Origin of the sequence: Neptuniibacter sp. QD48_11 (genome assembly GCF_047778095.1) — a bacterium.
In the GTDB taxonomy this organism is placed as follows: Bacteria; Pseudomonadota; Gammaproteobacteria; order Pseudomonadales; family Balneatricaceae; genus Neptuniibacter.
Genome location: NZ_CP180551.1, coordinates 2,879,819 through 2,894,529, shown reverse-complemented (window position 1 = coordinate 2,894,529; position 14,711 = coordinate 2,879,819). Strand labels below are relative to the sequence as shown.

The 14,711-nt window shown below is 44.4% G+C and carries 14 protein-coding genes; 13 read left to right on the top strand and 1 reads right to left on the bottom strand.

What is annotated here, in order from left to right; translation table 11 throughout:
• Window positions 1–109: 109 nt before the first annotated feature.
• The 9 genes from ACMXYU_RS13510 to ACMXYU_RS13470 are packed head-to-tail and all read left to right on the top strand — an operon-like array spanning window position 110 to window position 10,390.
• Window positions 110–961, top strand: coding sequence for a type II secretion system protein (locus tag ACMXYU_RS13510; protein WP_415899086.1), 852 nt, complete (start codon window positions 110–112; stop codon window positions 959–961).
• A complete protein-coding gene (locus ACMXYU_RS13505; RefSeq protein ID WP_415899085.1) occupies window positions 949–1,917 on the top strand; it encodes a type II secretion system protein in 969 nt (322 codons plus the stop codon). The genes ACMXYU_RS13510 and ACMXYU_RS13505 overlap by 13 nt, the downstream gene beginning before the upstream one ends.
• Window positions 1,917–3,650, top strand: a complete 1,734-nt coding sequence (locus tag ACMXYU_RS13500) for a hypothetical protein (protein ID WP_415899084.1) — start codon at window positions 1,917–1,919, stop codon at window positions 3,648–3,650. Before ACMXYU_RS13505 ends, ACMXYU_RS13500 begins: the two co-directional genes overlap by 1 nt.
• Window positions 3,647–4,291: a hypothetical protein gene (locus ACMXYU_RS13495; protein ID WP_415899083.1), complete on the top strand. Its 645-nt coding sequence runs from the start codon at window positions 3,647–3,649 to the stop codon at window positions 4,289–4,291. Before ACMXYU_RS13500 ends, ACMXYU_RS13495 begins: the two co-directional genes overlap by 4 nt.
• Complete coding sequence (locus ACMXYU_RS13490; RefSeq protein ID WP_415899082.1) at window positions 4,291–5,379, top strand: type IV pilus twitching motility protein PilT; 1,089 nt, start codon at window positions 4,291–4,293, stop codon at window positions 5,377–5,379. Before ACMXYU_RS13495 ends, ACMXYU_RS13490 begins: the two co-directional genes overlap by 1 nt.
• Before the next feature lie 6 nt (window positions 5,380–5,385).
• Entirely contained in the window at window positions 5,386–7,017 is a 1,632-nt protein-coding gene (locus ACMXYU_RS13485; protein ID WP_415899081.1) for a GspE/PulE family protein, read from the top strand.
• Window positions 7,014–8,228, top strand: a complete 1,215-nt coding sequence (locus ACMXYU_RS13480) for a type II secretion system F family protein (protein ID WP_415899080.1) — start codon at window positions 7,014–7,016, stop codon at window positions 8,226–8,228. Before ACMXYU_RS13485 ends, ACMXYU_RS13480 begins: the two co-directional genes overlap by 4 nt.
• 6 nt (window positions 8,229–8,234) lie before the next feature.
• Window positions 8,235–8,690: a hypothetical protein gene (locus tag ACMXYU_RS13475; RefSeq protein ID WP_415899079.1), complete on the top strand. Its 456-nt coding sequence runs from the start codon at window positions 8,235–8,237 to the stop codon at window positions 8,688–8,690.
• Window positions 8,687–10,390: a type II secretion system protein GspD gene (locus ACMXYU_RS13470; protein WP_415899078.1), complete on the top strand. Its 1,704-nt coding sequence runs from the start codon at window positions 8,687–8,689 to the stop codon at window positions 10,388–10,390. The genes ACMXYU_RS13475 and ACMXYU_RS13470 overlap by 4 nt, the downstream gene beginning before the upstream one ends.
• 52 nt (window positions 10,391–10,442) lie before the next feature.
• Here the strand turns inward: ACMXYU_RS13470 and gloA are convergent, their stop codons facing one another.
• Window positions 10,443–10,835: a lactoylglutathione lyase gene (gene gloA / locus ACMXYU_RS13465; protein ID WP_415885633.1), complete on the bottom strand. Its 393-nt coding sequence runs from the start codon at window positions 10,833–10,835 to the stop codon at window positions 10,443–10,445.
• Window positions 10,836–11,001: 166 nt separating this feature from the next.
• On the opposite strand from gloA, the gene ACMXYU_RS13460 reads away from it, so the two are divergent.
• From ACMXYU_RS13460 to lysS, 4 genes are all read left to right on the top strand, one after another.
• Window positions 11,002–11,325 (top strand): phasin family protein, encoded by a 324-nt coding sequence (locus ACMXYU_RS13460; protein WP_415882248.1) that lies wholly within the window; start codon window positions 11,002–11,004, stop codon window positions 11,323–11,325.
• 59 nt (window positions 11,326–11,384) lie between these two features.
• A complete protein-coding gene (gene fldB, locus ACMXYU_RS13455; protein WP_415899077.1) occupies window positions 11,385–11,903 on the top strand; it encodes a flavodoxin FldB in 519 nt (172 codons plus the stop codon).
• A gap of 115 nt (window positions 11,904–12,018) precedes the next feature.
• A complete protein-coding gene (prfB, locus tag ACMXYU_RS13450) occupies window positions 12,019–13,113 on the top strand; it encodes a peptide chain release factor 2 (protein WP_415899076.1) in 1,095 nt (364 codons plus the stop codon).
• Between the two features lie 32 nt (window positions 13,114–13,145).
• Window positions 13,146–14,648, top strand: a complete 1,503-nt coding sequence (gene lysS, locus ACMXYU_RS13445; protein ID WP_415896881.1) for a lysine--tRNA ligase — start codon at window positions 13,146–13,148, stop codon at window positions 14,646–14,648.
• Window positions 14,649–14,711: the final 63 nt, after the last annotated feature.

The window sequence follows — 14,711 nt, the reverse complement described above, 5'->3', positions numbered from 1 at the left end:
CTTAAGCCAGTTAAATATGGCGAAGGGGGCTTAGTAACAAAGGCTTTACTTGGATGAAGATAGATAGCTAAGGACAGGCTAATAACAATAATAAATACAATGGCTAAATATGAAGTTGGTAGATAAAAAATACCGCAGTTCCCTAATAGACCGTTTTTCTAAAAGTGTCCGTAATGATGTTTTTAGCAAAGCGGTTTTGTCGTCTCAGAAGGGTTTTACTCTTTTGGAGATGCTGGTGGTTGCAGCCATTCTTTTGGTTGTGGCGGGTGGTGTGGTTACCTCTTTCCGTGACGTTGGATCAGATGCCGCAGATCAAGCTGCGCGTTACCAGATGCAGCAGCTGAGTGAGGCAATCGAAGCCTATTATAAAGACAATGGCACTTTACCTGTTCGTGAAACCCCTGCTGACTTAGGTTTCTTGTTTATTAAACCCGCTTCTGCTGCTGTTTGGAGTGTGGATTATCGTCGAGGTTGGCGCGGCCCCTACCTAAATGGCCACAAGTATCTTTATCTGGATATTGGTGACGATCTGACATCTGATGGCTCGAGTATTAGTGTCCCAGCAGATCCGGGTGAGCCTTTTGTGATTGATGCTGTAGAGATTGAATCTGTAATTGGTATCGCAGACCCTTATGATCATTACCCCGTCGATGACGGTCAGAGCCGCAGTGTAAATGGTTGCAATACGACAGACTGTCTATTGGAATGGCGTAAAATTTCGGGTGATGATTCAACCCTGATCAATCGCTTTGGTCGCCCATATTTGGCGATTGATCTAGAGGTGATGGCGAATAGCACTATCGTGCCAGGGGTGCCTCGATTAGTGAGTTTTGGTTCGAATGGTATTTACGAGCCAAACCGTTGCGATTATACCGAGACAGATCCAGTTGATGCTGATTTCTGTGATGCTGATCTTCTTTGTAGCAGTAGTGGGGATGATATTGTCTTATGCCTTCGCTAATCCTCAATCAACAATCTTCTAAACATCAATCTGGCTTTACCTTATTAGAGCTGGTGTTGGTAATGTTAATTATCGGCTTAGTGGCCAGTACTCCGTTAGTGTTTATCGATAATCAGGATAATCAGCTTCGTTACGATGAAACTTTAGACAAGATGGAGCTGCTTAGAAAAAGCATCTTGATGCAAAGCAGCTACCGCAATCAACCAGTGCTTTCTGGCTTTGTTATCGATAACGGTGTTTTACCACCGGCGAGTGCAGCCTCACCACAAGTGGCCGAAATGTTACAACCATTAATCAATAAGAATGATTGGCCGGAAGATGGAGGAGACGATTGGCTGAACTACGGAATGCATTCTCCTTATACCGTTTTAGGCCCTTCTTCAACGGCGGAAAGATCTGCTTATCCGCAATTAAAAGGTTACCGCGGGAACTACCTTTCCTCTGGTTTAGATAGCAATCAGGAATTTCTCGACGGTTGGGGGATCCCTTTTGCTGTAAGCAATGCTTCTAATACCTACCAGTTTAATTATCAAGGTGATGAAGATCATCCAGCACCTTATGACATTGTTATTTCCGGTGAAGTAAAAGCAGATGATTGGCAAGTAAGGTTGAATCAAATTGATATCTTAGTCGATGACAAAAGTGGAAATAACCTAATTTTAGCCCTTGTGATTTTTAAAAATCAGTCAGCGGGTAGCCCAGCTAACCCTGCTAATCGTTGGGTGACTTATCATTTTGACGTTCCAGTCTCTTCTGCGACACATTCATTATCTTTAGGTTCTGGGGAATGGAGTGAAAATGGCGAGCCCGTTTCTGATGCAAGTAATGAATTTGTCCCTGCAGGTCAGCATGCAGTGTTTGTATTAAATAGTGCAGGAAATACTGTTTTGAAATATGACCGCCTGCTAGTTATTCCAGGTGCAACGCAACCAGCACTGACATTTGAGGTTAATTAATGCTGTCGTTTCTGAATAAAAAAGCAGCGGGTAAAGGTCTGCTGGTCCTAAAAACAGATGGGTTTGGTCTGCGAGCAACCGTTATTAATGGCAATCGTGATGCACTTAAAGTAACAGTATCTGTATCGTCACAACAGATTGATCCTATCGCAGCACTGACTGATGTGTTGGAGCAGTTAAAGAATGTGCTGGGTAAAAATGTACCTAGTAATGCCTTACTCCTGCATATCAGCGCTATTCCAGATCTTGTTCAGATCACTGAAAGTTTTGATTCTCCTGAAGCAGAAAATTTACTTGAGATGCTGCGCTGGGAGATGGAAGGCGTTGTTGCTATGCAATCACCCAACTGGGATCTGGGGTGGTTGTTGATGGGGCGTGGCTATATCACTCCAGAACAACGTGAAGAACTGGTGCATCTAGTAACAGAAGAGAAGCAGTTGTCAGCTCAGCATGGCGGCCGAAGCCCAATGCGCTTGGGTGAAGTCGCGATTCGTGAGCAGATGGTTTCGAAGGAGCAGATCGCTGAATGCTTGCATATCCAACAGAAGCTGCAGCTGGCAGATCAGCGTTTGTTAACTCAATGGCGACCGCAGCCCAAGGCGGAATCACCTTATAGTGATGATGACTTAGGTGACGCGCAAAAGTTTTTGTGTAGTGCTATGCCAGCTGCTCAGCATCAGCAGTGGTTAGATGCGGTTAAAAAGGTTGGTGGTAGTTCCGGTTTCCCTAAGCTGAACCTGCGTCAGGTATACCCTTTTGCGGGCTCCACTGTGCCGTTGTTGGATAGCACTGACACTGTATTGTTAACCGAATTCCATAAGGCTTATGTTTTTTGTGCTGTGTTGCAGGGTAACCAGATCCGCGATGTGGCGATGGTGAAATGCTCCAGCCATATGTTAGATGCAGGGGCGGTTGCAGAGCTCTTAACGACAGGTTCGTTTACGCAAGCAAATCGTTGGCTTGTTGCTGATGGTGATAGCGCATTTAGCGACCAAATCTCTCAGCTAGAATCATTGCTACAGCTCGATGCAGAATCTTTAGCTCAGGCAGCGGCGGATAAAATACCTTCTGGCAGAAATGAGTTGTTAGCTGAGCTGGGGGTTGCGAGACATTTTCTTGGCAGTGCCCCACTTTCTGTCGCGCCTTTAATTGGCATGCCCCCACCTGATCCTATTTATCGTAGTAACGGTTTTAAAATTGCAATGGCTGCTTGTATGTTGCCACTGTTAATCGCTGCTTATGAAGGTTTCTTTTATTGGAAGTTAGATCGATTGCAACAGGAATTAGCATCTTCTGAAAGGCAATTAGAAATAATGGAAGAGAAAAGGGATCGGCAGCGTAAAGAGAGTGCTGAAGCCCGCAAGAATATCACCGCGTATCAGCAGAGCACTGTTTTACTGAGCGCATTGCAATCTGAAAAACAGCTGGTTGAGCAAGTGATTGTTAAGCGTCAGTCATTTGTTGAACGCCTTCTACCCGTGCTATCGGAAAGTATTAACGATGGCGTAGTGCTGGAGTCAATGAAAGAAAGTGCCTGGTATGAATTCTCTATTACGGGGAAGGCTGTAGATCAGGCCAGCATTGATGACTTCAATCAGGTTCTATCCATCAGCCTTGAGCCACTGAATATGTATATCGATAAGAGCCCGAGTAACTTCAAAGGGGATTCAGCGCTGATGCAAAACGGTATTTATGTTTTTGAGTTCGTTTTGAAACAAAAGGGGGCTCAATGATGAATGCCTTTGCTGAAATGAACATGCGTGAAAGGATCCTAGTTGCAGTTTTAGGCGCTGCTTTGATCGCGGGTGGTTACCTGTTTTTTCGGGGTGCTGAACTGAATAAACAAGTGCTTGTTTTAGAAGATAGAATTGAATCTGTTGAGAAAAAAGTTAAGAAGGCAGCTAAACGCGAGAGAAAAAGCACCGGCGAAGTACCGAAGCTTGATGGTAAGAAAATTAGTGCCAGTGATGTGCGGAAACTAACTAAAGCGATTGAATCGGAAAAATCTAAGCTTTCTGGTTTTGGCTATAGCTTTATAGATGTCCGTGATAAAGCAAAGTTTGCTCAGTTACTTAGCCAAATAACCCAGCATGCGGAAGCGAATCGTTTACAACTGCTTTCGAAAGTGCAGAGCGAGGGTAATTTATCTGAAATGGTTTCGTCTAAGCCTGCGAAGCAGGGGGCAGGGGATCTCAACCGCCCTCTATATGAATTGCGTCTACAGGGCGGTTTTAGCGCGTTGTATGGGTTTATTAAGCAGCTCTCCCGCTTGGAATACTCGGTTATTCCAATCAAATTCCAGATTAGCCGTACTGATCGAACTGCCTTAGGTGGTGGACGCGTGCTAGATATTGAGATGACGTTGGCATTGTGATGGAAAATAACAACTATAAAGATCAGTTTGAACAGTTACTGGCAATGATGCTGGAACTAGGCGCTTCAGATATGCATTGTTCTGCCAATGTTGCGCCGGTGATGCGTATTCATGGTGAACTGCAAGAACGTGAAGAGCTTCCCCCTTTTGAGAAAGACCAGTTAACGGGGATGGCAGAAGCGGTTTTATCTACAGAGCAATTTGAACATCTTATCAGCAAACGCAGTTGTGACTTGGGCTATTCCAATCAGCTTGGCGTCCGCTTTCGTCTGAATATCTACTTTGAGCGTGGTGCATTAGCTTTTGCTATTCGCGCGCTTGATGGATCCTTTTGTACCTTTGAAGAACTGCGTTTGCCTGCGCAGCTTGAAGATGTCGTAGGTTTTAAGGATGGCTTAGTTTTAGTTACAGGGGCTACCGGTAGCGGTAAGTCCACGACATTGGCAAGTATTATCAATAAGATAAACGAGACGCGTGCTTGTCATATTTTAACCATCGAAGACCCGATTGAATTTGTACACAGTAATATTCGCTCCGTAGTGCATCAACGCGAAGTGGGTGATGATGTCCTTTCTTTTGCGGATGCGATTCGTAGTGCGATGCGTGAAGATCCAGATGTAATGTTGCTGGGTGAGATGCGTGATCTTGAAACCATGCATGCTGCTATTACCGCGGCGGAAACAGGCCATTTGGTATTTGCCACTCTGCATACAAATGATGCGGTTGGCGTGATTGATCGATTAATCGGTATGTTCCCTGGCGATCTGCAAAATACTGTGCGTCAGCAGTTGTCTATGTGTTTGCGCGCAGTCGTTACCCAGACTTTAGTCCGCTCTCCTGATGGCCAAGGGCGTATTCCGGTGAATGAGATTTTGATGGTCAATGGCGCTGTATCTAACCTTATTCGTGAGAATAACTCCACGCAAATTCGTTCTGTGATGGAAACAGGGCGGGCACAAGGTAATCAGACTTTCGAATTTGCATTAGCTAAACGTGTATATGAAAAGTTCTTAACCAAAGAGCAAGCGTTGCAGCTAACCAGTCGAAAAGAGCAGTTTGAGAACTCTCTTCGAGTGTTGGGCAGGTAACCGGCTATGGCGATTAGGGATAAATGGCTAATTGAAGCTGCTATTAAGCAAGGTTTAATTTCAGAGAGCCAGCATACAGAGGCCAGCTTACATGCGCGCCGTTTAAAAATGGATGAGAAGACGGTGCTTTGTTATGAGCAGCGTATAGCGCCAAGTAGCTTCTATCATGCTTATGCTAGTGAGCATGGTATGCAGTATCTTCGACCATCGCAGATCCAAGTAGATCAAAGTCGCCTGAGTAATATACCGCAAAGTTTTATTCGTCAGTTTCGTATTCTCCCTGTCGATATAGGTGAAGTTGATAGCGATAAAATCTATGTCGTTACCGATTCTCCAGAGAATCCCACACTCGAAAAACAGTTACAGCGATTATTCAAAACGGATGTAAAACTCTGCTTGTCTGAGCCAGAAGCATTTGAATGCAGTTTGCGTTTAGATGTGGAGTTAAGCAATGCAGAATTAGGTTTTGATGCAGTTGCAGAGTTTTCTGAATTGTTGAATCAAGCTTATATGCATCGAGCATCCGATATTCATATAGAGCCCTTAGCTGACTACTATATTGTGCGATTGCGGGTAGATGGCCAGTTACAGCAATATGGGAAGCGTTTTACCCTTTCGGAAGGGATCTCTTTAGTTAGTCGTATTAAGGTTATGTCTAACCTAGATATAGCCGAAACTAGAATGCCTCAGGATGGCGGTGCTGATTATACAACGCCTTACAATGTCGAGTTTGAAATGCGTGTGGCGACAGCGCCAACTAAGCATGGTGAGCGAGTAACCCTACGTTTGCTTGGCACGGATAATCAGTTGTTTACCCTGAAACAGCTAGGGATGTCTGATGCAACCTTACGGCAGTTTAGTCGCGTAATTGCTCAGCCTCATGGCATCGTTCTGATTACAGGGCCTACAGGTAGCGGTAAATCCACTACGCTCTATGCTGCGCTTGACGAGTTAAAATCGGAAAGCACCAATATTCTGACTGCGGAAGATCCTGTTGAGATGGTGGTAGAGGGTGTTTCTCAGGTACAGATGAATGCAAAGGTGAATTTTGCATCTGCCCTTCGAAGTTTCCTTCGTCACGACCCCGATATCATTATGGTCGGTGAGATCCGAGATTCTGAAACCGGTGAGATTGCTCTGAAAGCTGCGATTACGGGCCATATGGTTCTATCTACCCTGCATACTAATTCTGCGATTGCTAGTGTCACGCGTTTGAAGAATATAGGGCTTGAGCCCTTTATGATCGCTTCAAGCCTCCAAGGGATTGTCGCGCAACGATTGGCCAGAAAGCTTTGTCAAAGCTGTAAGTTAGAGATGCCGGCGGATTTTTCAGAATTGAAACAGCTGGGTTTGCCCTCTGATGATCTAGTTATGCTCTCTCACCCTCAAGGGTGTTCCCTGTGTAATGGCACAGGCTTTAAAGGGCGTATTGCTCTATTCGAAACCTTGTGGATGGACGAGGTTTTGCGGGAGTTAATCACTCAAGAAGCAGACGAACAACAGTTACGTAAACATGCTCAGCATTATATCAGTCTTGCTCATGATGGCCGCGAGAAGGTACTTCAGGGCTTAACCTCGATGGAAGAGCTGCGTCGCTTAGGTCTTCTTAATCAGTTTGATGAGGAGGCTAACGGATGAAGTTCGTCTATCAGGGGATGAATACCTCGGGTGAAACCTGCGAAGGGACTATCTCAGCCGTTGATCATGATGCAGCAATTGCTAAGCTGCAAAAGAAAGGGATCTATATCAGCAGTATTCAAGAGAATGCTGGAAGTGGTTCTGCTGATAAGCCGAAACAAGATGCCTTTGAGCAGCTGCTTTGTCTGTTGCCGGTTAAGACTAACCAGAAAATTTTCTTTTTCCGTCAGTTAGCTTTGATGTTTCGTTCAGGACTTTCTGTGACCGAAGGATTGAATATCTTAGGTGGTATTCAACGAGGCAGGATGAGAGAGATTATTCTGGATTTGAATGATCAGATCAGCGCAGGTATGTCTTTCTCTCAGTCTATGGAGAAATATGAGTCTGTTTTTTCTCCGCTAGCACTGCATATGCTGCGCAGTGCTGAAGCCAGTGGCGAGTTGGAACCTGCTTTAGTGCGTATTGCTGATTTTATGGAGCGCCAAGCTGATATCAAAACCCAACTTATCTCTACCATGACATACCCGGTGGTGGTGCTGTTTATGACCGTTGGGGTGTTTATCTTTTTGATGTCGACGGTTATACCTAAGTTTGCCGCTTTCTTTGAAAAAACGGGTAGAACGCCTCCGCCAGAGATGATTCAGATGATGGGTATCTCTAACTTTATCCAACAGTATTGGGCGCATGTATTGGTAGGGATCTTACTCGCTTTGATCGGAATTATTTTGACGTATTCGCGTAAGAAAGGGCGCTTTTATATCGATTACTTGCTCCTAAAAATTCCTCTGGTGGGTACGATGATCTCTGCAAGTTCTATGTCGCAAATTACTTGGGGATTATCCAGTATGTTGCAAAGTGGCATATCCGTGGTTCAGTCCTTAGAGATCATTAGTAAATTGATTAATAACAAGGTGATAGCCAAAGATATTGCGGATGCATCAGAAGAGATTCTTCAAGGTGCTGATATGGGTAAAAGTTTCCGTAAGCCCCATATCGAAGGGTTGATTCAAGAAATGACTCTAGTCGGTGAAAGAACAGGTAGCATGGTATCGGTGATGAAAGATGCCGGTACGTTTTATGAAGAGCGTGTGCGCATGATCACTAAGGCGATAGCTACAGCTATGGAGCCGGTAGCCATTCTTCTGATCGGTGGCATTGTGGGTTATGTGTATTACGGATTCTTCAAATCGATGTTTGCGGTGTCAGGTTAATTGATGATGAAAAAGATAATTTTAATCGTTTTATGTGTGCTTACGCTTCCTATGACAGCTACTGCTGAATCCCCGTCAACTGGTTATGTCACAGCTAATGTTGGAGCTGGCTCAGGTGTCATTGTTATGCGAGACCCCTTTAGTGAGCCGCAAGGTGCTCCGCAACAAGAAAAGCAGGGCATTTTAGGTGGAATTGTTGATCGGTTTGGTCAAGGGTTCCGTCGTACTCCGGGCGAAGTTAATGTCCCTAATTTGCTGTTTAAAGGTTATATCGATCGGGGTGATTCCAGTCCGATGGCGCTGTTACAAATAGCTGGGGATCGTGTGCACTTAGTGAAAAAGGGTGATGAAATTAATGTTGATCCAGCCAACCCTCGACAGGCGATTAGAATTACAAAAATTTCCCGTTTAAGTATTACTGTTGAGACAGGCACTTTAGGGCAGATGAAGGTATTACGATGAAAGCTTTAGGAAAACTTGCCCTTGCTTTGGCGCTGTTAAACCCAATGGCAGTATCAGCCGCAAAGATATCAGAATTGGAATTTGCTGATACCCGCTTAAGTGATGTAATTCGAACCCTATCGGAGCTCTCGCAGAGTAATATTATTGCCACACCCAACGCTATAGATAAGCGAGTCACGATCCACCTAAAAAACGTATCAGATATTGATGCCATTAAATCGATCAGCCGTATCAGTGATCTATGGTATCGCTATGATCAAGATACCAATACTTATCGCATTATGACGCGTGAAGAGTATGCAAAGGATTTAGTGGTTCGTGAAAGTCAGCGTATCGAAGTTTTTCGCTTACTCAATGCCAATGTCCGTATCGTCGCTCAGGCTATTGAAGATTTATATGGCGATAGAGTGGAGCTTTCGTTAGGAGAGCAGCCTGGAAGTAACAACTCCAGTCGATCAAGTTCTAATTCATCCTCTCGGAATAGTTCTAGCAGCGGTAACAGCAGTGACAATTCTGAGTTGAGAAATCAGACAAGGGATCTCTCCGTGGGGCAGTTAGAACAGTTGCTGAGAGGCAATAGTAATGCTCTTACGGTTGATCCTGCATCAATGCAAGCGTTGAGCCTCAAAGCGCAGCCAATCTATGTCACAGTGAACAATGAACACAATATGATTATTGTGCGAACTGATGACAGCAAGATTATTAATTCCATCAAACAGTTGGTGGATAAGATGGATATTCCTGTACCTCAAGTAATGCTAGAGATGAAAATTCTGAGCATAACTTTAGGGGATGACTTTAACTCTATCTTTAACTTTGAGTTAGCGCCTCAAGGTGGTAATCAATCTACAGTTCCTCTCAAATTGGGTAATAATGCTTTGCTTAATAGCGGCAGTTTTATCTATGAATTCCTTAACGATAAGCTTAAAGCAAATATTGAATTTCTTGATGAAAATAAGCGCTTAAAAGTGTTATCAAATCCGATGGTGCTTGCTTCTAACCATCGTGAAGCTGATCTTTTTATTGGTGAAGAGAGCGTTCTAACACGTGGTTTTACCTTTAATCCTGCACAGATTGATAATGGGGTAGTCGTATCTCCTTCTTATATAGAAACAGATACTGAGTTAGAAGAGATCGGTATCTCTTTAAAAATTACCCCGCGTATTAATTCAGATGGTACGGTGCTTCTGGAACTGCAACAAGAAAGCTCCACCCTGAATCCTGGAGGTGGCACAATTCCTGTACCTGATGGTAATGGTAATGTTGTGAATTTGGCGATTGATACAGTTAATACTTCTCGTCTAAAAGGTATCGTTGCAGCTAAGAATGGTCTCACAGTGGCTGTAGGTGGCTTAATTCGTACTACTAGAACTAGAAATGAACGCAAGGTTCCGTTACTGGGTGAAGTGCCTGTTGTGGGTAATATCTTTAAGTCGACGATCGAAAGCGATGAAGAGACAGAGATGGTCTTATTGATTACGCCTAGAATTCTAAACTCACCTTCAGAGAGTCAAGAGTTGCAACGTGGTAATAACCGTTTTTATCAACAGTATAATGACGGATTCCCTGATCCAGCCCCTGCTGAAAATAGGTTTATTAAAACTCCGGTCAATCAGACATCTGAGCAGCTTAAAGTTGAACCTAAGAAAGAAGAGACAAAACTGTCTGATATTGATCAATTTATGATGGATGCGGGATAACCTGCACCCGTCATAAACTACTTTAAATCAGGCCTAGATATCTAGGCTTGATTTAGTCGGTTCTCTTCGTCCCTAAAAGTTCGATCATATAACCATCAGGGTCTTTGACAAAGGCCAAGATCGTTGAACCGTGTTTCATTGGTCCTGCAGGGCGAACCACTTCACCGCCTTTGGCTGTTATTGCATCGCACGCGGCGTATACATCGTCAACTTCGATGGCTAAGTGACCAAACGCATTACCGAGTTCGTATTGATCAGTATCCCAGTTATGGGTGAGCTCGAGTGCGGTGTGCTCAGATTCATCGCCATAGCCTAAAAAAGCTAAGGTGAAGCGACCGTCAGGATAGTCTTTACTGCGTAACAGTTTCATGCCCATTAGCTGAGTATAAAACTCAATAGATTGCTGCAAATCAGTAACACGCAACATGGTGTGTAAAAGGCGCATAATTCAGCATCCTTTTTATTTATCTTTGGTATGATGGGAGATATAAGTTTTGCCATTATATCTTTACAGTGCTTTATTATAAGGATAGATATAACAGAAGTCCTACGTTCTGTTCTGGGTATTGTGTGCGTATGGTTGTTTCTCTGGCGAGATAGGGAAGGTGTTTATGTTTCAAGATATGAATAAAAAGATCTCGGATTCAATGGGTCCGTTCAAAGAGTTGGTCAATATTCAAACCAAGATGCTTGAAGAGCTTACTCGCCAGCAGATGGAATGCACAAAGTCTTGTATTGAAGCGACTATTCAGCAGACAAAAGAGATGCAAAAGTGTCAGTCACCAAGTGATTTGATGGAGCTACAACGTAGCTATGCGAAAGAGCTGGAAGACACTCTCAAAGCGGCAAGCGAACAGAATATGAAAGCGTTACAAGATGCTCGCACAGAAATTGAAGATGTAGCTCAGCATACATTCGACGCTTTTAATAAGTAGTTTTAAACCACCTAAAAAGCAGCCTAGGGCTGCTTTTTTTGTTTTATCTGGAAAGAAAAATGAGTGCTTCAATCGGTTTGTTTTATGGCTCCACTACGGGAAATACTGAAAGCGTAGCAGAGCTAATTACAGAACATCTTGGTCAAGATAAAGTCCATCGTATCGATATTGCTGCTGACGGTATCGAGAGCGTGTCTGAATACGAACATTTAATCCTAGGTATATCAACGTGGGATTTTGGTGAGCTACAGGAAGATTGGGCTGATCTATGGGAGCAGTTGGATGCCGTAGCGGTTGCAGGTAAGAGCTGTGCGCTGTTTGGCCTAGGTGATCAAATCGGCTATAGCGAGTGGTTTTTAGATGCGATGGGGCTTTTGCACGAAAGGTTGCAGAGTAAAGGTGCTGAGATGGTTGGGTATTGGCCCGTAGAGGGCTATAACTTTGAAGCCTCTAAAGCTTTAACTCCAGATCATCAGAAGTTTGTCGGCCTTGCAATCGATGAAGATTGTCAGCGTTCAGAAACTGAAGAGCGTGTTGCCACTTGGTGCCAGCAAATCAGCAAAGAGTTTGAACTGTAGTCTTATCGTTGTTATCAAATCTGTGTTAACTATTCAGCCTAAACAAGTAGTGTTGTGCGCTGATTTTCGGTAAAATACTGCCCTTTTTTAAACTGCCGGCTATAGATTCTATACCATGGAAATTAACCCGATTCTTAACAACCTCAAAGATATTACAGTGCGTACTGAAGCGCTTCGTGGCTTTCTTGATTACGAAGGCAAAAAAGAGCGCCTGGAAGAGGTCACTCGTGAACTGGAAGACCCTGCAGTTTGGGATAATCCAGAAAATGCGCAGCAATTGGGTAAAGAGCGTTCTACGCTTGAAGCCGTGGTAAACACAATCGATGAACTGACAGCGGGTGTTGATGATACACGTGATCTGTTAGATATGGCTGTTGAAGAAGATGATGAAGATACAGTCGCAGAAGTCGAAAGTGATGTGAATAACATGCTGGATAAACTGCAGACGCTTGAATTCCGTCGTATGTTCTCTGGTGAAGCCGATCCAAACAATGCCTTCCTTGATATTCAAGCAGGTTCTGGCGGCACTGAGGCTCAAGATTGGGCTGAAATGATGCTGCGTATGTACCTGCGTTGGGGTGAAGATAAAGGCTTCAAAACTGAGTTGTTGGAATGTTCTGCGGGCGATGTTGCAGGTATCAAGTCAGCGACGATTAGTTTCCAAGGCGAGTACGCTTTTGGTTGGTTGCGCACTGAAACCGGTGTTCACCGTCTAGTACGTAAATCACCATTCGATTCCGGTGGTCGTCGTCATACATCTTTCTCTTCTGTATTTGTATCTCCAGAGATTGATGACAACGTTGAAATTGAGATCAACCCTGCAGATTTACGTATCGATGTATACCGTGCATCGGGTGCTGGTGGTCAGCACGTCAACCGTACGGAATCTGCGGTACGTATTACGCACGAACCTTCCGGCATTGTAGTACAAAGCCAGGCGCAGCGTTCTCAGCACCAGAACAAAGACACCTGTATGAAACAGCTTCGTGCAAAACTATATGAAGTTGAGATGCTCAAGCGTACAGAAGCGGCGCAGGAGCAAGAAGATAATAAAGCGGATATTGGCTGGGGCAGCCAGATTCGTTCTTATGTGTTGGATGATCAGCGCATTAAGGATCTGCGTACAAACGTTCAGAGCTCGAACTGTGACAAAGTACTGGACGGCGATCTGGATCTATTTATCGAAGCTAGCCTTAAAGCTGGCCTGTAAAGAATTTATTAACTTAAAGGTTTACCACACCGATGTCTGATAACACTCAGAAGCAAGATGAAAACCGCCTGATTGCGGAGCGCCGTGAAAAGCTAAACGCGCTACGTGATGAAGGTAATGCATTCCCAAATAACTTCCGTCGCGATAGCTATGCTGAAGACCTTCAGGCTCAGTACGGCGATAAATCGAAGGAAGAGTTGGCTGAAGCAGGCATCAAGGTGAGCATTGCGGGTCGTGTAATGCTAAACCGTGGTGCTTTTGGTGTTATTCAGGATATGACAGGTCGTATCCAGTTTTACGTAAACAAAGAAGCGCGTAAGTTTGCTAAAAGCTTGGACCTTGGTGATATCGTAGGTATCACAGGTGAGCTGCATAAGTCTGGTAAAGGCGATCTATATGTAGATATGGGCGAATACCAGTTGCTAACGAAAAACTTGCGTCCACTGCCTGATAAGCACAAAGGTCTTCAGGACACTGAGATCCGTTACCGTCAGCGTTATGTTGATCTGATCACTAACGAAGACTCTCGTAAGGTATTTGAGACACGTTCAAAGATTGTTTCTGGCATCCGTAACTACCTGACTGAGCGTCGCTTTATCGAAGCAGAAACGCCTATGTTGCAGGTGATTCCAGGTGGTGCGACAGCCCGTCCATTTATCACGCACCACAACGCGTTAGATCGCGATATGTATCTGCGTATTGCGCCTGAGCTATATCTGAAGCGTTTGGTTGTCGGCGGTTTTGAGCGTGTATTCGAGATCAACCGTAACTTCCGTAACGAAGGTCTTTCTACACGTCATAACCCAGAATTCACAATGATCGAATTCTATCAGGCGTATGCGGATTACAACGATCTGATGGATCTAACAGAAGATATGCTGCGTACTGTTGCGCAGGATGTTTTGGGCACAACAACAATCATCAATACAGTACGTAACGATGAAGGTGAAGTGTTGGAAACATTTGAATACGATTTGGAAAAACCATTCCGTCGTATCAGCGTTTTTGATTCTATTCTTCACTACAACGATGATATCACTGCCGAAGCATTAGCAGATGAAACTGCTGCACGTCAGATTGCACAGCGCATGGACATCGATGTTAAAGATAGCTGGGGCCTAGGTAAGGTTCAGATTGAGATCTTCGAAAAGACTGTAGAGCACCGTTTGGATCAGCCTACATTCATCACTGAATACCCAGCAGAAGTGTCTCCGCTTGCACGTCGTAACGATGCAAACCCTTTCATTACTGATCGTTTCGAGTTCTTCGTAGGCGGTCGTGAGCTTGCTAATGGCTTCTCGGAGTTGAATGATTCTGAAGACCAAGCTGAACGTTTCCGTGCGCAAGTAGCGGAAAAAGATGCGGGTGATGATGAAGCGATGCACTACGATGGTGACTACATCAACGCGTTGGAGTACGGCCTACCACCAACGGCTGGTGAAGGTATTGGTATCGACCGTTTGGTGATGCTGTTTACTGACTCTCCATCTATCCGTGACGTGATCCTATTCCCTGCGATGCGTCCGCGCGGTTAAGATCAGAACTGTTTTCATACTTAAAGCCCTCGTTTGAGGGCTTTTTTGTATATAGCTAAACCT